Here is a 20961-nt window from a genome sequence, read left to right on the forward strand (position 1 = left end):
CCGGCGCTCACAAGTAGGCCGATCCGCCTGCCACGTTGAGGGTCTGGCCGGTGAGGAAGCCGCTGCCCTCGTCGACCACGTACAGGAGGGTCGAGACGAGGTCGCACGGCTGCTGGGTGCGCGGGACGGCCTGCTGGAGGAGGACACGCTCGAAACCGCCGTCCGCGCCCACGGTCCGTTCGGCGGTGGCGGTCCGCACCATGCTCGGCGCTATCGCGTTGACGGTGATGCCGTACGGTCCGAGCGCGGACGCCAGCGTCCGGGTGAGGCCGATCAGTCCGGCCTTCGAGGAGACGTACGCGACCATCGTGGGCGGTGCCGTGAGCACGGCCGCGGACGTGATGTTCACGATCCGGCCCCAGCCCGCCGCCTTCAGATGCGGCAGTACGGCACGGGCCATCAGGAACGGCGCCTCCAGGTTGACGCGCATGACCCGCCGCCACTCCTCGGGCGTGGTGTCCTCGAAGGCCGACTCCGGGTACACACCGGCGTTGTTGACCAGCACGTGCAGGGTGCCGAACCGCTCGATGACGAGGTCGAGCGCCGACGCGATCTGCGCCTCGTCGGTCACGTCGGCGATCAACTCCACATAGTCCGGCACGCGTTCGGCCGTCCCGGGCTGCGGGACCAGGTCGAGGCCCGCGACCCGGTAGCCGCGCCCGGCGAGCGCGACGGCGAATTCCTGTCCGAGGCCCTGCGCCGCTCCGGTCACCAGGGCGGTACGTGTCTGCATGCGCCGAGTGTGGCCAGCCGTCCGGAACCCGGCAAGAGCACATTCCACTCGCCGGAACGGCCCTGTTGCCGCGGGCGTTCGCCGGGCCCACGCTGCGGGGCGACCCGCCCAGCGTCAGCCGTACGTACGGGAGCCGTGCCCGATGGCCAAGACCGAGCATGCCGTGGACGACGCCGAGCACGCCCGCGAACAGGACGGCGGGCGACGGTGGTCGGCCAGGCTGTCGCGCCGGCTGGTGCGCGACGAGCTGGGGGTGCTCGTCGTGCTCGCACTCCTGGTCGCGGCGATCGGTGTCCCCTACCCGGACTTCCTCGCCGCCGACAACCTGCTCACCACCGCGCACAACTCCGTCTACATCTCGCTGATGGCCTGCGGGATGGTCTTCGCGCTGGCCATGCGGGAGGTCGATCTGTCGGTGGGCGGCACCTACGCGTTGTGCCTGGTCGTCGGAGCGCTGCTGGTGCGCGACGGTACGCCGCCCTGGCTGGCGGTCCCCGTGATGCTGGCCGCCGGCGTCGCCCTCGGCGTCTTCAACGCGCTGGTCACCACACTGCTCGCGCTGCCCTCGTTCATCGTGACGCTCGGCACGCTGATGCTCTACCGCGGTGTCGGACTCGCGCTCGCCGACGGGAAGCAGATCACCGATCTGCCGCTCGGCGACTCCTTCTTCACCCTGGCGGGCGGTGACGCGGCGGGGGTGCCGTTCGCGCTGTGGGTCCTGCTCGGCGTGGTCGTCGTCCTGACGGTCGTGCTGACCCGGACGCGTTACGGGGCACGGGTGCGGGCGATCGGATCCAACCCCGAGGCCGCCGAGTTCAGCGGGATCCCGGTGGTCCGCACCCGGGTGCAGGCGCTCGCCCTGTCCGGACTGACCACGGCCTGCGCGGCGGCACTCGCGCTCGCGTTCTACGGGGCCGGCGACCCGACGCTCGGCCAGGGCTACGAACTGCAGGCCATCGCCGCCTGCATCATCGGCGGTACTCCGCTGGCCGGCGGGCGCGGTTCGGTGGTCGGCGCGGTCGCCGGGGCGATGATCCTGGCCGTGGTGGCCTCCGGACTCGTCTTCTTCGAAGTACCCATCAACTGGACGTCGTTCGCGACCGGCGGCGTGATCCTCGTCGCGGTCGCGGCGGACAGCACGCTGCGCAGAACCGGCCGCCGCCGACGCTGAGGTCCCGAGCGCAGTACCCCCGTACCCGTCCGGAGGTTCCCCTTCCGGACTTCAGAGCCCGTCCGGATCCGCCTGGAGGCCGTGATGCACCCCCGATCGCGTACGTTGCTCGCCGTGCCCGCCGCGCTGGCCCTGCTCGCCGCCGCGGGATGCGGCTCCGGCAGCGGCTCCGACGGCAGCGGCGGCCGCCTCGACATGGGCATCGCCGTGGCCAACATCAGCCTGAACTTCGCCCACGAGATGGTCCTCGGCGCCCAGAGCGCCGCGAGCCACCAAGGCGGCGTGAACTTCAAGGCCGTCGGGCCGCCCAACACGGACGGACCCGCCGAGGTGCAGCTCTTCCAGAACCTGACCGCCCGGGCCAAGGACGGCATCGTCCTGGAGAACCTCGACCCGCCGATCTTCACCCGCCCCGCCGCCCGGGCCGTCGACCAGGGCATCCCGATCGTCGCCCTGGACACCTCGCCGACCGACGGCAGCAAGATCGGCTTCTACGTGGGCAACGACAACTACGCGCTGGGCGAGTTGATGGCGACGGAGGCTCTCGAACGGCTGGGCAAGGATCCCACGGGCCAGATCGTGATCGGCGTGCCCAACCCCGGAACGCCGGTGCTGGACAACCGGGCGAAGGGCATCGCGGACACCTTCAGGAAGCAGGCCCCCGGCATCGAGATCCTCGGCCCGTTCCAGACGTACAGCGATCCGGGGCAGAACTACAGCGCCTGGTCGGCGCAGGTCAACGCGCACCCGAAGGCGCTCGCCTTCCTCGGTGTCGGCGACGCCGACAGCTACAACCTCGCGAAGATCAAGAAGGCCGAGCACGGCGGCTGGCTCACCGCGGGCTTCGACGTCGACCCGAAGACCCTCGAAGCGGTCAAGGACGGCTCGAACTTCGTCACCATCGACCCCCAGCACTTCCTCAAGGGCTATCTGTCCACGTCGATGCTGATCGAAGCCGTACGCGACCACGACGGCGAACTCCCCGAGGGCTGGTTCCTGTCCCCCGGCGGAGTGGTCGACCGGTCCGACGTGGACGAGATCATCGCGCGCCAGAAGTCCGCGCAGGCCGCCTACGACTGGTACAAGCCGACCATCGACAAACTGCTGGACGATCAGAAGGCCCAGCTGAAACCACTGAAGGACGCGCGCTGACATGGGGGACGGCGAACTGCTGACGGCGTACGGCCTGGTCAAGTCCTACGGCGGGGTCAGAGCCCTGGACGGCGTGGGCATCAGCCTGCGCGGCGGCGAGGTGCACGCGCTGGTCGGCGAGAACGGCGCCGGCAAGTCGACGCTGGTGGGCGTCCTGTCCGGCACCTCGACACCGGACGAGGGCACGGTACGCGCGGCGCGCGAGACGCGCTCGGGCGGAATCGCCGTCGTGTCACAGGAGTTGAGCCTCTTCCCCGACCTCACCGTCCGCGAGAACCTCTACCCCCGCCTTCCCCCGCGCCGGTTCGGCCTGCTCGACCGGCGCGCGATGGACCGCGCGGCCCGGCCGGTGCTCGCCGAACTCGGCCTCGACATCGACCCCGGCACACCGCTCGCCGAACTCAGCCTGGCCGACGGGCAATTGACCGAGATCGCCCGAGCACTGCTGCGACGTCCCCAGGTGCTGGTGCTCGACGAACCGACCTCCGCGCTGCCCGCCGCCGCGGTGGACCGCCTGGAACACGTACTGCGCGCGCTGACGGCACGGGGCATCGCCGTCCTGTACGTCACCCACTTCCTGGAGGAGGTCATGCGCTTCGCGCAGCGCGTCACGGTGCTGCGGGACGGACGGGTCGCGCTGGCCGGGGTCCACCGGGCCGACGTCGACGTGCCGGAACTGGTGACGGCCATGCTCGGTGGCGCCCCGCCGGGGCCCGTACGGCGTACACGCGTGGCCGGGAACGGGCCCCCGCCGGTGGTGTTGTCCGGGGTGAGCGTGCCGGGGCGGCTCACCGACGTCACGTTCACCGTCCGGGACGGCGAGGTGGTGGGGGTGGCCGGGCTCCAGGGAGCGGGCCATCTGACCGCGCTGGAGGTGGTGTGCGGCCGTACGGCGATCTCCGCCGGGCGCGTCGATGTGGGCGGGCGGGGGCTGCCGCGGTCCCTGCGGGCGGCGGTGCGCGCGGGCGTGGCCTTCGTACCCGGCGACCGCAAGCGCTACGGGCTGATGACCGGGCGTACGGTCTGGGAGAACGTCACCGCGGTGAGCCGGCTGAGCCTGGGGCGCGGCGGAATGCTGCCCTCGCGCGCCCGGCTGATCCGGAGCACGTCGGCTCTGACCGACCGGTTGCGGCTGCGGGGCGCCCCGGACGACATCGTGGCCCGGCTGTCCGGCGGCAACCAGCAGAAGGTCGTCTTCGCCAAGTGGCTCGCCATCGAGCCGCGGATCGTCGTCCTCGACGATCCGACCCGGGGTGTGGACATCGGCGTACGCGCCGAAATGCACCGGATCATCGGCGAGTTGGCGGCGTCGGGGGCGGCCGTGCTGACGGCCTCCACCGACCCGGCGGAACTGGCCGAGCTGTGCGACCGGGTGCTGGTGTTCGTCCGGGGGCGGCTCGTGGGCGAGGTGCACGGCGGACAGCTCACGGAACACGCGCTGGCGGTGGCGATGCAGTCGGGGGTGACGCGGACCGCGCGGCATTGAGGGCGGTCCGCGCGGCGCCGGGCACGGTCCGCGCGGGGCGGCGCCGTGCCGGCTGACCGGGACGCCGGGCCGTACGACCGGTGAGCGCCCGCCGGACGCGGCGCCGGGCCGGTCACGCGGACAGGGCGCACGAGCGCCGCGAGGGCGTCGTCGCGACCCACGCCGTCACCGGCCACGACGACGGGGCGGGCCGCTCGGCCCAGCAGGACGGCGGCACGGTCCAGACCGACGGCCGGGCCGGCGCGGGGCACGGGCGTGCGCCGCGGGACCTCGACCTCGGTGTCCTCCGCGAGCAGGTCCATCGGCACGGACAGGAACACCGGTCCGGCGGGCGGCCGTACCGCGAGAGCGAAAGCCCGGCGCACCGCGAGCGGCAGGTCGCGGGCGTGCTGGACGTCGATGGCCGCCTTGACGGCGGGGCGGGCCAGCCCGACGAGGTCGCCCGACAGCATCGGGTCCTGCTGGAGGTGGCGGCGGTCCTGCTGGCCCGCCATCACCACCAGCGGGGTGCGGGAGCGGCGGGCGTTGAGCAGGCCGATGAGCCCGTTGGCGAGTCCTGCGGCGATGTGCAGGCTGACGAAGGCCGGACGCCGGGTCGCGCGGGCGTAGCCGTCGGCCATGGAGACGACGGCGCCCTCGTGGACGCCGAGGACGTACTCCGGTGCGTCCTCGGCCTCCGTGAGGGCGGCCAGGAAGGGCAGTTCGGTGGTACCGGGGTTGCCGAAGACACGGTCCACGCCCTCGCCGCGCAGGATGTCCAGCAGGGCGAGGGCGGGGCGGCGGCCCATGGGGGCTCCTCGGCGTCGGCGGGTACCGGTTCGCCGGTCAGCGTCCGGTGCCCGCCCCCGTGGAGCAAGTCCCTCGTACCACTCAGCGACACGTCGCCTCGGGGCGGGTGCCCGGGACGACGTGTGCCGGGCGACGTGTGCTCTGATGTGCCGCGGGCCGTGGCGCGGCGTGTCCCCAGGTCCCGTGTGTGCCGGGGTGCGGACTGGGCCGGGGTGCGACCCAGTCCGCACGGATCAGGCCGCGTCGGTGAAACGCTCGCCCTTCTCCGCCTTCTCGACGAGCAGCGCCGGCGGGAGGAAACGGTCGCCGTAGCGCTCGGCGAGCTCGCGCGCGCGGGCGACGAACGCGGCCGGTCCGGTACCGGTCCCGCCCTCGTAGCCGTTGATGTACTGCAGGACACCGCCGGTCCAGCCGGGGAAGCCGATGCCGAGGATGGAGCCGATGTTGGCGTCGGCGACGGAGGTCAGGACGCCTTCCTCCAGGAGCCGGACGGTGTCCAGCGCCTCGGAGAAGAGCATGCGCTCCTTCATGTCCTCGAAGGGGATCTCGTACCCCGGCTTGGTGAAGTGCTCGCGCAGACCGGGCCAGAGAAGACCGCGCCCGCCGTCCTCGCCGTACTCGTAGAAGCCCGCTCCGCCGCTGCGTCCGGGGCGCCCGAACTCGTCCACCATGCGGTCGATGACGGCCTCGGCCGGGTGGGTCTCCCAGGTGCCGCCCGCCTCCTCGACGGCCTGCTTCGACTCCTTGCGGATCTTGCGCGGCAGGGTGAGCGTCAGCTCGTCCATGAGGGAGAGGACCTTGGCCGGGTAGCCGGCCTGGGCCGCGGCCTGCTCGACGGAGGCGGGCTCGATGCCCTCGCCGACCATCGCCACGCCCTCGTTGATGAAGTGCCCGATGACGCGGGAGGTGAAGAAGCCCCGCGAGTCGTTGACGACGATCGGGGTCTTCTTGATCTGGCGGACCAGGTCGAAGGCGCGGGCCAGTGCCTCGTCGCCGGTGCGCTCGCCCTTGATGATCTCCACCAGCGGCATCTTGTCGACGGGCGAGAAGAAGTGCAGCCCGATGTAGTCCTCCTGCCGCTCGACGCCTTCGGCGAGGGCGGTGATCGGCAGGGTGGAGGTGTTGGAGCAGAGCAGCGCGTCGGGCTCGACGATGTTCTGGATCTCCTGGAACACCTTGTGCTTGAGCGCGGTGTCCTCGAAGACCGCCTCGATGACGGCGTCGCAGCCCGCGAGGTCGTTCGGGTCGGCGGTGGGCGTGATCCGGGCGAGCAGCGCGTCGGCCTTCTCCTGGGTCGTACGCCCCCGCGAGACCGCCTTGGCGCAGAGCTTCTCGGAGTACGCCTTGCCCTTGGCCGCCGCGTCGGCCGAGACGTCCTTGAGGACGACGTCGATGCCCGCGAGGGCGCAGGAGTAGGCGATGCCCGCGCCCATCATCCCGGCGCCGAGGACGGCGACCTTGCGGACCGGGCGCGGCTCGATGCCCTGGGGCCGGTTGGCGCCGGAGTTGACGGCCTGGAGGTCGAAGAAGAACGCCTGGATCATGTTCTTCGAGGTCTGGCCCGCGGCCAGCTCGACGAAGTAGCGGGCCTCGATGACCTGAGCCGTCTCGAAGTCGACCTGGGAGCCCTCGACGGCGGCCGCGAGGATGTTGCGGGGGGCCGGGTAGGGGGCGCCGTTGGTCTGCTTGCGCAGGCTGGCGGGGAAGGCGGGCAGGTTGGCCGCGAACTTCGGGTTCGACGGGGTGCCGCCGGGGATGCGGTAGCCGGGCTTGTCCCAGGGCTGCTGCGACTCGGGGTTGGCGTCGATGAAGGCGCGGGCCTTGGCGAGCAGTTCCTCGGGGGTGGCGGCCACCTCGTGGACGAGGCCGTTGTCCCGGGCGCGCGTCGCGTTGTACTGCGTGCCCTGGAGGAGGACCTTCAGCAGGGCGTCGGCGATGCCCAGCAGGCGCACGGTGCGGACGACTCCGCCGCCTCCGGGGAGCAGGCCGAGGGTGACCTCGGGGCAGCCGATCTTGGTGCCGGAGGTGTCGAGGGCGACCCGGTGGTGGCAGGCGAGGGCGAGCTCGAAGCCGCCGCCCAGCGCCGCGCCGTTGATGGCGGCGACGACCGGCTTGCCCAGGGTCTCGATGCGGCGCAGGTTCCGCTTGATGGCGAGGCCGCCGTCGAAGAGGTCCTGGGCGGTCTCGGGGGTGACCCGGATGAGGTCGCGCAGGTCGCCGCCCGCGAAGAAGGTCTTCTTGGCGGAGGTGAAGATGACGCCCCGGATCGAGTCCTTCTCGGCCTCCAGGCGGTCGGTGACCGCGGCGAGGGAGGCGCGGAACGCCTGGTTCATGGTGTTGGCGGACTGGTTGGGATCGTCCAGGACGAGGGTGACGACACCGGTCTCGTCCTGTTCCCAGCGGATGGTGGTGGGCTCAGTGCTCATCAGGGGATGCTCCGTAGATCCTTGATCCGTTGGGAAGGTCAGACGCGCTCGACGATCGTGGCGATGCCCATTCCGCCGCCCACGCACAGGGTGGCGAGGCCGTACCGCTTGTCCTGGCGCTCCAGTTCGTCGACGAGGGTGCCGAGGATCATCGCGCCGGTGGCGCCGAGGGGGTGGCCCAGCGCGATGGCGCCGCCGTTGACGTTGACCTTGTCCAGCGACAGGCCCATGTCCTTCACGAAGCGCAGGACGACGGCCGCGAAGGCCTCGTTGATCTCGACGAGGTCGATGTCGTCGATGGTCAGGCCGGCCTTGGCGAGCGCCTTGCGGGCGGCGGGAGCGGGGCCGGTGAGCATGATGGTCGGCTCGGAGCCGGACACGGCGGCGGAGACGATCCGCGCGCGCGGGGTCAGGCCGTAGCGCTCGCCGACCTCCTTGGAGCCGATGGCGACCAGCGAGGCGCCGTCGACGATGCCGGAGGAGTTGCCCGCGTGGTGGACGTGGTCGATCTTCTCGACCCAGTGGTACTTCTGCAGCGCGACCGCGTCGAAGCCGCCCAGCTCACCGATGTCGGCGAACGACGGCTTCAGCTTCGCCAGCGAGTCGGCGGTGGTGCCGGGGCGCAGGAACTCGTCGTGGTCGAGGACCGTGAGACCGCTGCGGTCCTTGACGGGGACGACGGACTTCTCGAAGCGGCCGTCCTTCACGGCCGCGGCGGCACGCTCCTGGGAGAGGGCCGCGTACTCGTCGACGTCGCGGCGGGAGAAGCCCTCGATGGTGGCGATGAGGTCGGCGCCGATGCCCTGCGGCACGAAGTTGGTGGCCAGGTTGGTCATCGGGTCGGCGAACCACGCGCCGCCGTCCGAGGCCATCGGCACGCGCGACATCGACTCGACGCCGCCCGCCAGGACGAGGTCCTCCCAACCCGAACGGATCTTCATCGCGGCCAGGTTGACCGCTTCCAGGCCCGAGGCACAGAAGCGGTTCTCCTGGACGCCGGCCACCGTGTCGGGCAGCCCGGCGGCGATCGCGGAGATACGGGCGATGTCGGAGCCCTGGTCGCCGACCGGGCCCACGACACCGAGGACGATGTCGTCGATGGCAGCCGGGTCGAGGCCCGGGAAGCGTCGCTGCACCTCGTGGATGAGCCCGACGACGAGGTCGATGGGCTTGGTTCCGTGCAGGGAGCCGTTCTGCTTGCCGCGTCCGCGCGGGGTGCGGATCGCGTCGTACACGTACGCTTCGGTGCTCACTGGTAAGCCTTTCGGGGAGGGTTAGCCGAGCAGGGAGCGGCCGATGATCTCCTTCATGATCTCGGTCGTCCCGCCGTAGATGGTCTGGATGCGTCCGTCGGTGAAGGCCCGTGCGACCCGGTACTCCGTCATGTAGCCGTAGCCGCCGTGCAGTTGCAGGCACCGGTCGGCGACCCGCTTCTGCAGTTCGGTGGCCCACCACTTCGCCATGGAGGCGTGCACCGCGTCGAGTTCGCCGTCGGAGTGGTCGACGATGCAGCGGTCGAGGAAGGTGCGGGTGACGGCGCACTCGGTGGCCATCTCGGCTATCTCGAAGCGGATGTGCTGGAGTTTCGCGAGCGGCCGCCCGAACGCCTCGCGTTCCTTCACGTACCCGGTGGTGATCTCCAGCAGGTGTTCGGCCCCGGCGATGGCGGCGACGGCGATGCCCATGCGCTCCTGCGCGAGGTTCGTCATCAGGTGGACGAACGCGCCGTTCGGCTCGCCGAGGAGGTTCTCCTTGGGCACACGCACGTCGTTGAAGAACAACTCGGCGGTGTCCTGCGACTTCTGGCCGATCTTGTCGAGGTTGCGGCCGCGTTCGAAGCCTTCCGCGCCCCGCTCGACGACGAGCAGCGACAGCCCGCGCGCACCGCCCTCGGGGGTGGTCTTCGCTACCACGATCACCAGGTCGGCGAGGATGCCGTTGGAGATGAAGGTCTTGGAGCCGTTGAGCAGGAAGTGGTCGCCCTTGTCCTCCGCGCGGGTGGTGATGCCCTGGAGGTCGGAGCCGGCGCCGGGCTCGGTCATCGCGATCGCCGTGATGATCGAGCCGTCGCAGAAGCCGGGCAGCCAGCGCCGCTTCTGCTCCTCGGTGGCGAGGTCCGTCAGATACGGACCGATGATGTCGTTGTGCAGTCCGAGGGCCAGACCGGCCGCTCCCGCGCGCGTGAACTCCTCGGCGAGCACGGCGCTGTAGCGGAAGTCGGTGTTCCCACCGCCTCCGTACTCCTCGGGCACGGCGAGTCCGAGCAGTCCCTGCTTCCCGGCCGCCCGCCAGGCCTCGCGGGAGACGATGCCGTCCTTCTCCCACTGCTCGTAGTGGGGCAGCACCTCCTTGGCGAGGAAGGTGCGCACGGTCTCGCGGAACGCGTCGTGCTCGGCGGTGAAGATCTGCCGCTTCATGCGGGAAGCACCTTCCTGGAGTGCGTACGGAAACCTTCGTGGAGGCCGGTGCCGGGGCTCGCGCAGGCGCGAGCGGGCGCCGGGCCCCGGCCGGGAGCCGGCGGCCGGCGCGATCCCATCAGCCGCCGTCCTTGGTCAGCCCGGGTACGTCCCAGTCACGGGCCACGTCCGCCGTGCCCGCGCCCGGCAGGGCCGGTCCGCCGCGGACCGAGGTGGGGGTGGCCGAGAAGCGCGGGGCGGGGGCGGGCTGGGTGATGCCTTCGTGGTCCACGAACGTGCCCCGGGCGGCGAGATGCGGATGTCCGGGCGCCTCGCGCAGGGACAGGACCGGTGCCACGCACGCGTCGGTGTCCTCGAAGACGGCGGTCCACTCGTCTCTCGTACGGGCCCTGAAGCGGTCGGCGACCGCCGTGCGCAGTTCCTCCCAGCGCGCCGGGTCCTTGTGGGCGGGACCGAGTTCGGGGATGCCGAGCAGGTCGACGAACTGGTCGTAGAACCGCTGCTCCAGGGGGCCGACGGCCATGTGCCGGCCGTCGGCGGTCTCGTAGGTGCCGTAGTAGGGGCACCCGCCGTCCAGGAGGTTGGCGGCGCGCCGGTCCTGCCAGCCGCCCGCGGCGATCATGCCGTGGATCATCGTCGAGAGGTGCGCGGTGCCGTCGACGATGGCGGCGTCCACGATCTGGCCGGTGCCGGTCGCCCGCGCGTGGTGCAGGGCGGCGAGGAGGCCGACGACGAGGTAGAGCGAGCCGCCCGCGTAGTCGCCGAGGAGGTTCGCGGGGACCGCCGGTGGCCTGTCCGGGTCGCCGATCATCCCGAGGGTGCCGGTGAGCGCGATGTAGGCGATGTCGTGCCCGGCACGCTGGGCGAGCGGGCCTTCCTGGCCCCATCCCGTCATCCGGCCGTAGACGAGCCCCGGGTTGCGGGCACGGCAGTCCTCGGGGCCCACGCCGAGCCGCTCGGCCACGCCGGGGCGGTAGCCCTCGATCAGGATGTCGGCCCGTTCGGCCAGGTCGAGGACGCGGGACGCGCCGTCCTCGGCCTTGAGGTCGATGATCACGGACCGCTTGTTGCGGTTGGTGATGTCGTGGGCCGGGTCGACCCCGAGCCCGGGGCCGCCGGGCCGGTCCACCCGGACGACGTCCGCTCCGAGGTCGGCCAGCAGCATGGCGGCGAACGGGCCGGGACCGATGCCCGCCAGCTCGACCACGCGCACCCCGGCGAGGGGACCGTGCCCCGGCGTTCCTGCCGCTGTCATCAAGCCCCCAGCACTGTGACACCACTGATGTGACATCAGTGATGTTAAGAACGTGTTCCACTCCGGGCAAGCCCTTGGCGAGCAAGCGCTTAGTTAAATTCCGGGATCGGGAGCGGCTCCGGCTCCGGGACAGGACCGGGACCGGTGTCGCCGTCCCCGTCGGCCCGGGCATCGCGATCAGCGCCCGTCCAGCTCCGCGATCAGCCTTTTGGGTGCTATGACGCGGTAGCTCTCCTCGATCCAGTCGCACAGCAGCTCCGCCGCCGGGGCCCCCTGCTCCTCCAGGGGCACGCGCACCCAGCCGGCCTTGCCCAGGCCGTATCCGGCGGGCTGCGCACCCGGCGAGGTGAGCGCGTGGGCGTGCGCCGCCTCGTCCTTGAGCTTGACCGTGACGCCGAGCGGGTAACTGCCGTCGTCGAGACCGAGGAAGACGAAGACCTTCTTGTTGACCTTCGCGACCGTCTCGCCCCAGGGGAACTCCTCCGACGCACCGGGCAGGCCGAGCGCGAACCCACGCACCTTCTGCCACTTTTTCAGCGCGTTTTTCGACACGGTCACGGCTGCCTCCGGCCTGTTCGTGCGACCTCGTCGTCCGACTGTTCGTACCTCACGCTAGCCTCAGCCACCGACAACGGCGCTTCGCGCACGACGTGGCGCGGACCGCACGTTCGAACGCAGCCCACAGGGGTGGAGGGTGTCATGAGCAGGGTGAACGAGCCGGACCGCGCGTACGACATCGTGCTCTTCGGAGCCACGGGGTTCGTCGGGGAGCTCACCGCGGAATATCTGGCCGCTCACGCGCCCGAGGGACTGCGGTGGGCGATCGCCGGACGCAGTGCCGAGAAACTGGAACGGCTGCGGGAGCGGCTCGGCGGCGCGCCCGGTGTGCTGCGGGCGGATGTGACGGACCCGGACTCGGTGGGCGAACTCGCCCGGCAGGCGCGCGTGGTGGCCTCGACCGTGGGGCCGTACATCACCTACGGGGAGGAGCTGGTGGCCGCCTGCGCGGACGCCGGCACCGACTACCTGGACCTGACCGGCGAGCCCGAGTTCGTGGACCTGATGTACGTGCGGCACGACGCACGCGCGCGGGAGACGGGCGCGCGACTCGTGCACGCCTGCGGCTTCGACTCGATCCCGCACGACCTGGGTGTCTACTTCACCGTGCGGCAGCTCCCGGAGGACGTGCCGCTGAGGGTGGAGGGATTCGTCCGCTCCCAGGCGATGTTCTCGGGCGGCACGTTCGCCTCGGCACTCAACCAGTTCGCCCGCGGCCGGCACATGCTCGCCGCGGCGCGGGAGCGCAGGCACCACGAACCGCGCCTGATGGGCCGGCGGGTCGAGGCCCCGCTGGGAGCGCCGCGGTTCGCCCCGGAGGTCGGGGCGTGGGCCCTGCCGCTGCCCACGATCGACGCCCAGGTGGTGCAGCGCTCGGCTCGGGCCCTGGCGCGGTACGGGCCGGACTTCCGCTACCGCCACTACGCGGCCGTCGAACGGCTGCCCATCGCTCTCGGCGGAGTCGCCGGGGTGAGCGCGCTCTTCGCCGCCGCCCAGCTTCCGCCGGCGCGCCGCTGGCTGTCCGACCGGCTCAAGCCCGGCGAGGGGCCGAGCGCCGCACGCCGTGCCAAGAGCTGGTTCTCGGTGCGGTTCGTGGGCGAGGGCGGCGGCCGGCGTGTGTTCACCGAGGTGTCGGGAGGCGACCCCGGCTACGGGGAGACCGCGAAGATGCTCGCCGAGTCCGCCCTGTCCCTGGCCCTCGACGAGCTGCCGAAGACGTCCGGTCAGGTCACGCCCGTGGTGGCGATGGGCGACGCGCTGCTGGAACGGCTCGTCGCGGCGGGGATCACCTTCCGGGTGGCGGCGGTGCGCTAGCCGCTGACGTCCGCCTGGCGCGTTCGTGAGGGTCGCTCGATCCTCACGACGCCCAGACGATCACCGTGTAGATCATCCCGGCCGTCCAGGCCAGGCCGGCCGGAACGGCGAGGGCCAGCGCGGCCGTCACCGCCCGCCCGACGGGCCGCGGGGGTTCGGCGGAGGGCTTCGGGGCCTGATGTGTCGTCATGCGGATCAGCCTGCCGGTCGCGGCGCGGCCGTACATCCGTACGGGTACTCAGAATCCGTACTCACGTGCGCCGGTGGGCCGACGGGTGGGCGGAGTCAGGAAGTCGCCTGCTGGAGTGCCCGCCGGCACAGGGAGTCCGCCCGGCGGGTGGACTCCGGCAGGCGGTACTTCGGGGTGAGCGCGAGGGTGTGGGCGCAGGCGTTGCCGAGGTCCACACGGTGGCCGACGGACACGAACACGGGCTTGATCCCGTCCTGGGTGCGCACGGCGCGGCCCACCTCCTCGGTGCCCGCGAGCAGCGGTGAGGCGCTGCCGCGCCGGGCGCCCGGCTCCTCGTAGGAGAAGGTGAACGGGTTCTTGGCGACCCCGATCGTGGGGAGTCCGGTGAGGACGCCGAGGTGACTGGCGAGGCCGAAACGGCGCGGGTGGGCGCGTCCGTATCCGTCGCAGACGACCAGTCCGGGCGGGCAGGGCAGGGCCTCCAGCGCGGCCAGGACGGTCGGGATCTCGCGGAAGGCGAGCAGTCCGGGGACGTACGGGAAGGAGACCCGGCCCACGGCGGTGGCCTCCGCCACGACGTCGAGGGTCGCCGCGTCGAGGACGACGGCCGCCGCGACCACCACGTCCCGCTCGTCGTCATAGGCGACGTCGACGCCCGTCACCCGGCCGGTGCCGGGCGGCGGGCCCGGCTCGTCGAGCACCACGCGCTCGCGCAACTCGTCCTGCACGGCGCGGGCTTGTTCCTCGGTGGCGGGCCAGCCCGCGGGAATCCTCACGGTCGTCATGATGCGGACGAGCCTAATGACTGATCGACATTCACGGCGACGGGGTCCGCGGCCCTCCTCTCGGCGGGCCCGCGGACGAGCCGGCCGGGGCCGACTCAAGCCGTTCCGGCTGGGCCTGAACCAGCCCGGCAGCTCTACGGGCCCGCCTGAAGACACCTGCGAGTGCGCGCGCTCCGACAGGCCGGCCGGTCCCGATCACCCGCCGTCGACGCGCTCGGCGAGGATGCGCTGGACGGCGTCCGGGTCGTCGGGCGTGATCGTGGGACGTACACGGTGTCCGACATCTATCACCAGCACCGTGTTCTTACGGGGCCGCCGCGCATCGAGGTTCCACCAGTGGACGAGGTCTCCCGAGCCCCAGATGCGCCACTTCCGCACCGCGTTCGCGCCGGTCACGGGAAGCCGGCTGACGCCTCTGATCGAGGTGTAGGGGATCCACTTCGTCCCCCACGGGTAGTAGCGCCGGATGGCGAGGCCCCGCTCGTCGCAGCGGATCCCGCCGTCGTCATAGGGCGTCGCGCTCTCGTGACTCAAGCGCATCTCCCGGTGCTCACAGCGGGCCGATCGCCCGCTCCTGTCCCCGCGCCGGCGGATCGGCGTCCCGGTCGCGGGCCGATGTGGACGGACACGTCACGGGACCTCTGGCGCGAGGACGAAGATTCCGGCGACCTTCTCGTCGGAGTCGAACGCGACCCGGGCCTTCATGTCACCGGCCTCGTAGTTCAGGGGGATGTCGACGACGGTGTGGTCGCCGACGCGCCGGACGAACGGCTCGCCCTCCGCGAAGCCCTCGAACGCGCCGACGAGTCCGGCGACCGTGGCCAGGCCGTCGGCCCGGACCTTGTCGGTGAAGGCCTCCAGGACCTGCGCGTTGAACGACGGCCGGGCGTCGTCCATGCGGTCTTCGAGGACGGCCGTGACGATGGTGAGGGCGCGTTCCGCGGCGTCGGTCATGCGCACTGTCTTGTCCATGGGTTCTCCGGTTCGGGGGTCGATGGGCTTGCCGAACCGCTGGAAGGCGGCCTGGCGGGTGACTCCGAGCAGGTCCCCGATCTCCTGCCAGGTGTGACCGGCGTCGCGTGACTGCTGGACGCACAGCTTGAGCACCTGTTCGCCCAGGGCATCGATGCCCCGGGCGCGTCCGACCAGGTCGAGGTAGGCGGGAGGGGTCACCGGGCTGCCCAGAGAGGCGGCCAGGGCCGATGCCTGCTCGGCGAGCCGGGCGCATACGGCCGTGAGGGACGGCGAAGAATCGGTCACATGTAAAGGATGCCTTTACGCGATCGAGCGCGTCAAGGATTCCTTTACACCTTCGCCCGCGGGAGTGCCGGCCGTGCCGGGGACGGGGCGTGCCGGGCACCCGCGTTCGCGCCGGGTCCGGGCCCGGGCGGCGTGCATCGTGCGCGTATCGCGTCGCCGAGTTCATCGCGACGAAGACGACACCCGGTCTCAAGCGGTACCGCGAGCCGCCCGGTGGAGCGTCACCGCCCACCCGCGGCCGAGCGTCCGCCGGAGCTGTTCCTCGTCCAGAACCGAGCACCCCGAGCTGTGCGCCCCCGCGGTCGACGTCGAGGTCGAACTTCCTTGCGAGCAAAGGCATTTGATACTGACGGGCGATTCCTATACTGACCGAATGATCACTGTTCCGCTCAGCGCGCTCGAAGTGGCCATGGTCCAGACGGGCACCCGGGCCGCAGACACACTGCGCGACACCGCCGCGTTCGCCCGGCGCATCGAGGATCTCGGATATCTGCGTCTCTGGTACGCCGAACACCATCACTCTCCGGCCATCGGAGCGTTCCCGCCCGTCGTTCTGACCGCCCACGCAGCCGCGTTGACGTCGTCCATACGGCTCGGCTCCGGGGGTGTCCTCGCCCCCAACCACGCCCCGATCATGCTGGCCGAGCAGTTCGGCACGCTGTCCGCGCTGCACGAGGGCCGGATCGACCTGGGCATCGGCCGTGGCCCGGGAACCTTCGACGAGTCCACGGCGCGGGCCCTGCGCCGTGGGGCCGGGCCGACGACCGACGACGAGTACCGCGACGATGTCTCCTCGACGCTGCGCCACTTGGTGGACGAGGTCGCGCTCGGTCCGCTCCCGGAACCGTGGCTGCTGGCTTCGAGCACAGCCGGCGCCGCGCTCGCCGGGGAGCTCGGACTGCCGATCGCCTTCGCCCATCACATTCGCCCGGACAACACCCTGGCCGCGCTCAGCCACTACCGCGGGTGTTTCTCCCCCTCCCGCTGGTGCGCGCGCCCGCGCGTGCTGGTCTGCGTGGAGACGGTGTGCGCCGAGACGGAGAAGGAGGCTTCCTGGCTCGCCGGCCCCATGGACGTCGTCAAGGCCGGACTCCTCAAGGGGCGAGGCGACATCCCCTTCCCCACACCCGCGGAAGCAGCGGCTCACTCCTTCACCGCGGAAGAGGCGCAGGCGCTGGCGGGCTTCCGTGCGCACCAGGCACACGGCGCACCCGAGACGGTCGCCCGGCATCTGACGGATCTGGTCGACCTGACGGGCGCGGACGAGCTCATGCTGGTGACGCCCGTCTACGCGTTGGTCGACCGATTGAGGTCGTACGAACTCGTCAGGCAACACGTCACGATGCCGACGGCACCCTAGGACATGATCGCCCAGTGGGTGGACGCGGGCGGACAGCACATCTGCGGGGCAGATCAGGACTGGGTGGCTCGACCCGGGTTCTGGACACCGCCTTCTGGTTCAACGACCTCGTGGAGACCACCTCCGAGGGGGAGTTCGTCCGGCAGTTCCTCGTGACCGCGAGTGAGCCGACGAAGGTCGAGACGGCCGAGTTCACCCTCCGGCACGGCCTGTGCGCACCCGCGCCGAGCTCGGAGAACTTGCTGATGCTCGACTTCGCCGAGGGGTGGACGACCACGGGTGACCTGGCCGAACGCCCCTCGCGGGAAACGGCCGTGAACACGGCGCGCCGGGGCTGATCGTCGCCGCCCGCTCGCGGTGCACATGCCCCAACGGCACGGCACGGGACGGGAGAAGACCGCAAGAGACGGCACGGGACGGCTCAGCCCTCCAGCCGCGCGACCCGTCCCTTCTCGCCGGAGGCCCAGCAGCCCAGGTCCGGGGTGCAGTCCACGGTGTCGTACGAGCCGGTGTCGAGGGTGCGCCAGGTGCGGCCGCCGTCGGTGGTCAGGTCGGTGCCGGTGGGGCCGACCGCGAGGGCGGCGGTGCGGCTGTGCGGAAGCCAGGTGACGCCGGAGCGGTAGGCGGGCGGGGGCAGGTCCGCGGTGGCCCAGTTACGGCCGCCGTCGGGGGTGAGCGCCGCGGCCCTCGGCGAGGCCTGGTCGGCGCGGTAGTCGCCGCCCACCGCGAGTCCGTGGACGCGGTCACGGAAGGCGAGGGCGAAGACACCGCGCGCCGGGTCGCCCGCGGGGACCGGGGTGTCGGTGGCGGTCCAGGTCAGTCCGCGGTCCGCGGAGTGCAGCACACGCGCGCGTGCGCCCCCTCCCGTGGCCAGCCACACATCGCGGGGCCCCGAACCGACCAGACACTGACCGCTCGCGGCGAAGCCCGCCTCGCCGTCCAGCGCGGCGGGCATCCCATCGCTCGGCAGCACCTTCCAGGAGCGGCCGCCGTCGCCGGTCGAGAGGATGCGGAACCTGCCGTCCACCGGGTCGCTCATCGCCAGGCCGTGGCGCCGGTCGAGGAAGGTGAGGCAGTCGTAGAAGGCCTTGGCGTCGGTGTTGCGGAAGGACTCGGTCCAGGTGGCGCCGCCGTCCTCGGTCCGGTAGAGGCGGGAGGCCTCGCCCTCGCCGATGGCCAGGACCACCGCACGCCGCGCGTCGAACGCCTCGATGTCGCGGAACTCCAGGTCCGCCGCCCCGGGCGGTGACACGTTCCGCCAGAGCGTGCCGCCGTCGGTGGTGCGCAGCACGGTGCCCTTCGAACCGGCCACCCACGCGGTGTCCCTGCTGACGGCCGACAGTCCGCGGAGCCGGACGTCCACGCCACTGTTCTTGAGCGCCCAGTGCGGGGTCCGTGCCGTGTCGTGCGCCTGTGCCGGCGCCGCCACCGCCGGTGCCGCCACCACGAGCGCCGCGGCGAGTGCGGCCACCGCCGGTCCCATGCCTGTTGTTCGCCTCGTGCGTCTCGTCTTCCCCAAGGCCCTCATGGCGGGGGAAGCTAGTGCACTCCCCCGATCGCGTCCAGATGGCCTCCGACGGGAACCTCGGGCGCCGCCCGGGTGTCCTCTTCGGTGTCGGGTGAGTGCGGAACGGAAAGGATCACCCGGATCGGAGAAAGTGGATCTCTCGGTGCAACACCTCGGTGACAGAGGTCACTCGGGTCAGAGGTGCACGCGCCGGGTCATTCTTCCGTCTCTTCAATTGACCGGCTTCATCCGCCCGGAGTTCGTCCAGCCGTCACAAGGGAGCAAGGCGTTGTCCACCGTCATCGAGCAGCCCGTAGAGGCCCGCCTCGTCGCCGCCGCGCCGCGGATGCCGAGCATTCCGGCCACGCTCCACTACGACCGGACCGACCCGTTCGCCGTCCGCATGACCTTCCCGGCCCCCGCCACGCTCGAAGGCATCGAGGTCTGCTGGACCTTCGCCCGCGAACTGCTCGTGTCGGGCCTAGAGGACCCGGTGGGGCACGGCGACGTGCGGGTGCGGCCGTACGGCTTCGACCGCACCGTGCTGGAGTTCCACGCTCCCGAGGGCACCGCCGTGGTCCATGTGCGCTCGGGTGAGGTGCGGAACTTCCTCCAGCAGACCACCGAGCTGGTGCCGGTCGGTCTGGAGCACCTCCAGGTGGACCTGGACCACGATCTGGAGGAGCTCATGCGGGGCACCTGCTGAAGCGGCGCGGGTGCGGTCAGCCGGCGCGGCCCATCAGGGCGTTGAGGCCGGCGTAGTCGAACCCGCCGATCAGGGTCTCGCAGGTCCCCTTGCCCAGCAGCTCCCGCGCGGCGCGCCGGACCAGGGCGTGCGCGGCCGCCGCGATGCTCGACCCCGCGCTGATCCGGGCCACGCCGAGTGCGGCCAGCTCGTCCACGGACGGCGCACCGGGGCCCACCAGGATGTTCACCGGGCCTTCGATGCCCTCGACGAGCGCCTTCACGGTCGCCGGATCGACGGTTCCGGGCACGAAGACGCCGTCGGCGCCCGCGGCCAGGAAGGCGGCAGCCCTCTCCAGGGTCTCCTCCACCCCGCCCGCGCCGCGCAGGAACGTGTCGACGCGGGCGTTGACGAACAGGGGCACCTCCGCCGCGTCGGCGGCCGCGCGGACCGCCGCGATGCGCTCCGCCTGCTCCGCCCGCGGACGCAGCGGGCCGGCTCCCTCCCCGTAGAGGGCGTCCTCGATGTTCACGCCCACCGCGCCCGCCGCGAGCACCGCGCGGACGGTGTCCCCCACTCCCTGGGCGTCGGACGCGTACCCGCTCTCGATGTCCGCGCTGACCGGTACCCGGACCACGGCGGCGATCCGCGCGACGGCCGCGAGCGAGTCGTCCCTGTCCAGCCGGTCGCCGTCCGCCGCGCCCAGGGCCCAGGCGAGGCCCGCGCTGGTCGTCGCCACCGCCGCGGCGCCTTCCTCCTCGACGATCCGCGCGCTCACCGCGTCCCAGGCGTTCGCCAGGACGAGGGGGCGGCCGGGCACGTGCAGGGCGCGGAAGGCGAGGGCGGAGTCGCGGAGTCGCTCGGTACGGGTCATGGGGCAACCCAAGCACGGCCGGTACGGGGGGAGCTGGCAGGAAACCGACATGTACGTGAGGGCGCGCCGCCGTCCTGGGACCTCCCGCCGAAAGGCACTAGGCCTCCGGATCCCGTCGCCGGGCGGCACGCCCGAACGGGTTCCCGCCGCGGGGACGCGCCTCAACGGGTCCCCTCGCGGGGCGTCCGGCCGCCTATCGACGGGGACCCCTTGCCGGGCGGCACGACGCCCCGGGAACCAGCGCTCCCCGGGGCACGCCGCGGCCGCGCCGGCTCAGTTCGCCGTGGTGGTCGCCGTGGCCGCCTTGGCGGAAGCCGTCGCGGCCGCCACGACCACCGCCGTACGGACGTCCTGGATGACCTTCCTCAGGGCGGGAGCCGCCGCTCCGCCGCGTTCGGTGAGCTCGTCGATGCGGGCCCTGTGAAGCGCCCGTTCCTTGGGCGAGGCGAAGGTGCGGAGCTCGGCCGCGGTGGCCAGGGCAACGAGGGCCGCGTCGCGGTCACCGACGTCGGCGACGGGCACCGGTCCCTCCAGCACCTCGCGCGCCTGTCCGCGCAGGGCCTCCACCTCGGGCACCCGGTCCAGCTCGTACTCGACGGACGGGAAGATCCCGAGCACCCGCTTGCGCTCCGCGCGCAGATATCCGTCGGCGGCGAGCTGGGCGCGGACGGCGTCCAGGGTGACCCGGGCCCGTGAGGTGACCCACGGCTTCCACCCGCGGGGCCGGGACTCCGACACGAGTTCCAGGAGTCCGTCGAGAACAACGTCCCCGGTCCGGGAGTCGGCGTCGACGGGGGTGACGATGCCGTCGTCGTCGACGAGGAGCCCGCGCTGGGCGAGTTCGGTGAGGGCGCCGGCGCGCACCAGGTGGTGGAGGTGGGTGGACCCGGTGATGCTCCGTTTCGTGGTGTCCCACGCCAGGAGGTAGAGCCGGGCGGGCAACGAGAGCGGGCCGTTCGGCACGAGGTCTCCTCGGTTCGTCGGTGGGGCGCGTTAATC

20 protein-coding genes and 1 pseudogene are annotated in these 20961 nt (G+C 72.0%); 7 read left to right on the top strand and 14 right to left on the bottom strand.

Going from position 1 to position 20961, the window contains the following annotated elements:
* Positions 1 to 7 precede the first annotated feature (7 nt).
* Complete coding sequence (locus tag OG780_RS07270; RefSeq protein ID WP_328445851.1) at positions 8 to 733, bottom strand: SDR family NAD(P)-dependent oxidoreductase; 726 nt, start codon at positions 731 to 733, stop codon at positions 8 to 10.
* Between the two features lie 142 nt (positions 734 to 875).
* Here OG780_RS07270 and OG780_RS07275 point away from each other — a divergent pair, with 142 nt between their 5' ends.
* From OG780_RS07275 to OG780_RS07285, 3 genes are all read left to right on the top strand, one after another.
* Positions 876 to 1904 carry an ABC transporter permease gene (locus OG780_RS07275; RefSeq protein ID WP_328445853.1) on the top strand — a complete coding sequence of 343 codons (1029 nt, stop codon included), beginning with the start codon at positions 876 to 878 and terminating at the stop codon, positions 1902 to 1904.
* 84 nt (positions 1905 to 1988) lie between these two features.
* Positions 1989 to 3056: a sugar ABC transporter substrate-binding protein gene (locus OG780_RS07280; RefSeq protein ID WP_328445855.1), complete on the top strand. Its 1068-nt coding sequence runs from the start codon at positions 1989 to 1991 to the stop codon at positions 3054 to 3056.
* Between the two features lies 1 nt (position 3057).
* Positions 3058 to 4542, top strand: coding sequence for a sugar ABC transporter ATP-binding protein (locus OG780_RS07285; RefSeq protein ID WP_328445857.1), 1485 nt, complete (start codon positions 3058 to 3060; stop codon positions 4540 to 4542).
* Positions 4543 to 5057: 515 nt separating this feature from the next.
* Here the strand turns inward: OG780_RS07285 and OG780_RS07290 are convergent.
* The 6 genes and pseudogenes from OG780_RS07290 to OG780_RS07315 all read right to left on the bottom strand — a co-directional run.
* A pseudogene (locus OG780_RS07290) lies at positions 5058 to 5330 on the bottom strand (thiamine pyrophosphate-binding protein); the annotation flags it as partial.
* A gap of 234 nt (positions 5331 to 5564) precedes the next feature.
* A complete protein-coding gene (locus OG780_RS07295; protein WP_328445858.1) occupies positions 5565 to 7757 on the bottom strand; it encodes a 3-hydroxyacyl-CoA dehydrogenase NAD-binding domain-containing protein in 2193 nt (730 codons plus the stop codon).
* Between the two features lie 38 nt (positions 7758 to 7795).
* Complete coding sequence (locus OG780_RS07300) at positions 7796 to 9010, bottom strand: acetyl-CoA C-acetyltransferase (protein WP_328445859.1); 1215 nt, start codon at positions 9008 to 9010, stop codon at positions 7796 to 7798.
* 21 nt (positions 9011 to 9031) lie between these two features.
* The gene (locus OG780_RS07305; RefSeq protein ID WP_328445860.1) at positions 9032 to 10174 is read right to left on the bottom strand and encodes an acyl-CoA dehydrogenase family protein; all 1143 of its coding nucleotides are present in this window, start codon (positions 10172 to 10174) and stop codon (positions 9032 to 9034) included.
* 118 nt (positions 10175 to 10292) lie between these two features.
* Entirely contained in the window at positions 10293 to 11429 is a 1137-nt protein-coding gene (locus OG780_RS07310; protein WP_328445861.1) for a CaiB/BaiF CoA transferase family protein, read from the bottom strand.
* A gap of 177 nt (positions 11430 to 11606) precedes the next feature.
* On the bottom strand, positions 11607 to 11987 hold the full coding sequence (locus OG780_RS07315; RefSeq protein ID WP_328445862.1) for an MmcQ/YjbR family DNA-binding protein: 381 nt from the start codon (positions 11985 to 11987) through the stop codon (positions 11607 to 11609).
* Between the two features lie 141 nt (positions 11988 to 12128).
* On the opposite strand from OG780_RS07315, the gene OG780_RS07320 reads away from it, so the two are divergent.
* Positions 12129 to 13301: a saccharopine dehydrogenase family protein gene (locus OG780_RS07320; protein WP_328445864.1), complete on the top strand. Its 1173-nt coding sequence runs from the start codon at positions 12129 to 12131 to the stop codon at positions 13299 to 13301.
* Positions 13302 to 13344: 43 nt separating this feature from the next.
* Here OG780_RS07320 and mmpA read toward each other — a convergent pair whose 3' ends face one another.
* From mmpA to OG780_RS07340, 4 genes are all read right to left on the bottom strand, one after another.
* Entirely contained in the window at positions 13345 to 13491 is a 147-nt protein-coding gene (mmpA, locus tag OG780_RS07325; protein WP_328445866.1) for a morphogenic membrane protein MmpA, read from the bottom strand.
* 95 nt (positions 13492 to 13586) lie between these two features.
* Entirely contained in the window at positions 13587 to 14276 is a 690-nt protein-coding gene (locus OG780_RS07330) for an endonuclease V (protein ID WP_328445868.1), read from the bottom strand.
* A 195-nt stretch (positions 14277 to 14471) separates the two neighbouring features.
* A complete protein-coding gene (locus OG780_RS07335) occupies positions 14472 to 14810 on the bottom strand; it encodes a hypothetical protein (protein ID WP_328445870.1) in 339 nt (112 codons plus the stop codon).
* Between the two features lie 96 nt (positions 14811 to 14906).
* The gene (locus OG780_RS07340; protein WP_328445873.1) at positions 14907 to 15536 is read right to left on the bottom strand and encodes a DUF3887 domain-containing protein; all 630 of its coding nucleotides are present in this window, start codon (positions 15534 to 15536) and stop codon (positions 14907 to 14909) included.
* Positions 15537 to 15909: 373 nt separating this feature from the next.
* On the opposite strand from OG780_RS07340, the gene OG780_RS07345 reads away from it, so the two are divergent.
* Complete coding sequence (locus tag OG780_RS07345) at positions 15910 to 16896, top strand: LLM class flavin-dependent oxidoreductase (RefSeq protein WP_328445875.1); 987 nt, start codon at positions 15910 to 15912, stop codon at positions 16894 to 16896.
* Positions 16897 to 16910: 14 nt separating this feature from the next.
* Positions 16911 to 17234 (top strand): hypothetical protein, encoded by a 324-nt coding sequence (locus OG780_RS07350; protein ID WP_328445877.1) that lies wholly within the window; start codon positions 16911 to 16913, stop codon positions 17232 to 17234.
* A gap of 83 nt (positions 17235 to 17317) precedes the next feature.
* On the opposite strand, the gene OG780_RS07355 is transcribed toward OG780_RS07350, so the two are convergent.
* Positions 17318 to 18379 carry a WD40/YVTN/BNR-like repeat-containing protein gene (locus tag OG780_RS07355; RefSeq protein ID WP_328445879.1) on the bottom strand — a complete coding sequence of 354 codons (1062 nt, stop codon included), beginning with the start codon at positions 18377 to 18379 and terminating at the stop codon, positions 17318 to 17320.
* A gap of 313 nt (positions 18380 to 18692) precedes the next feature.
* Here OG780_RS07355 and OG780_RS07360 point away from each other — a divergent pair, with 313 nt between their 5' ends.
* Positions 18693 to 19109, top strand: coding sequence for an SsgA family sporulation/cell division regulator (locus tag OG780_RS07360; RefSeq protein WP_326784352.1), 417 nt, complete (start codon positions 18693 to 18695; stop codon positions 19107 to 19109).
* 16 nt (positions 19110 to 19125) lie between these two features.
* Here the strand turns inward: OG780_RS07360 and OG780_RS07365 are convergent, their stop codons facing one another.
* Entirely contained in the window at positions 19126 to 19962 is an 837-nt protein-coding gene (locus tag OG780_RS07365; RefSeq protein WP_328445882.1) for an isocitrate lyase/PEP mutase family protein, read from the bottom strand.
* Between the two features lie 273 nt (positions 19963 to 20235).
* A complete protein-coding gene (locus OG780_RS07370; RefSeq protein ID WP_328445884.1) occupies positions 20236 to 20925 on the bottom strand; it encodes a GOLPH3/VPS74 family protein in 690 nt (229 codons plus the stop codon).
* Positions 20926 to 20961: the final 36 nt, after the last annotated feature.

Source organism: Streptomyces sp. NBC_00386 (assembly GCF_036063235.1).
Lineage (GTDB): Bacteria > Actinomycetota > Actinomycetes > Streptomycetales > Streptomycetaceae > Streptomyces.

What these genes read in the sequence shown, in the direction of transcription:
- OG780_RS07270 (WP_328445851.1), bottom strand. Translation starts at nt 733, where the DNA reads ATGCAGACACGTACCGCCCTGGTGACCGGAGCGGCGCAGGGCCTCGGA.
- OG780_RS07275 (WP_328445853.1), top strand. Translation starts at nt 876, where the DNA reads ATGGCCAAGACCGAGCATGCCGTGGACGACGCCGAGCACGCCCGCGAA.
- OG780_RS07280 (WP_328445855.1), top strand. Translation starts at nt 1,989, where the DNA reads ATGCACCCCCGATCGCGTACGTTGCTCGCCGTGCCCGCCGCGCTGGCC.
- OG780_RS07285 (WP_328445857.1), top strand. Translation starts at nt 3,058, where the DNA reads ATGGGGGACGGCGAACTGCTGACGGCGTACGGCCTGGTCAAGTCCTAC.
- OG780_RS07295 (WP_328445858.1), bottom strand. Translation starts at nt 7,757, where the DNA reads ATGAGCACTGAGCCCACCACCATCCGCTGGGAACAGGACGAGACCGGT.
- OG780_RS07305 (WP_328445860.1), bottom strand. Translation starts at nt 10,174, where the DNA reads ATGAAGCGGCAGATCTTCACCGCCGAGCACGACGCGTTCCGCGAGACC.
- OG780_RS07310 (WP_328445861.1), bottom strand. Translation starts at nt 11,429, where the DNA reads ATGACAGCGGCAGGAACGCCGGGGCACGGTCCCCTCGCCGGGGTGCGC.
- OG780_RS07320 (WP_328445864.1), top strand. Translation starts at nt 12,129, where the DNA reads ATGAGCAGGGTGAACGAGCCGGACCGCGCGTACGACATCGTGCTCTTC.
- mmpA (WP_328445866.1), bottom strand. Translation starts at nt 13,491, where the DNA reads ATGACGACACATCAGGCCCCGAAGCCCTCCGCCGAACCCCCGCGGCCC.
- OG780_RS07330 (WP_328445868.1), bottom strand. Translation starts at nt 14,276, where the DNA reads ATGACGACCGTGAGGATTCCCGCGGGCTGGCCCGCCACCGAGGAACAA.
- OG780_RS07345 (WP_328445875.1), top strand. Translation starts at nt 15,910, where the DNA reads ATGATCACTGTTCCGCTCAGCGCGCTCGAAGTGGCCATGGTCCAGACG.
- OG780_RS07355 (WP_328445879.1), bottom strand. Translation starts at nt 18,379, where the DNA reads ATGGGACCGGCGGTGGCCGCACTCGCCGCGGCGCTCGTGGTGGCGGCA.
- OG780_RS07365 (WP_328445882.1), bottom strand. Translation starts at nt 19,962, where the DNA reads ATGACCCGTACCGAGCGACTCCGCGACTCCGCCCTCGCCTTCCGCGCC.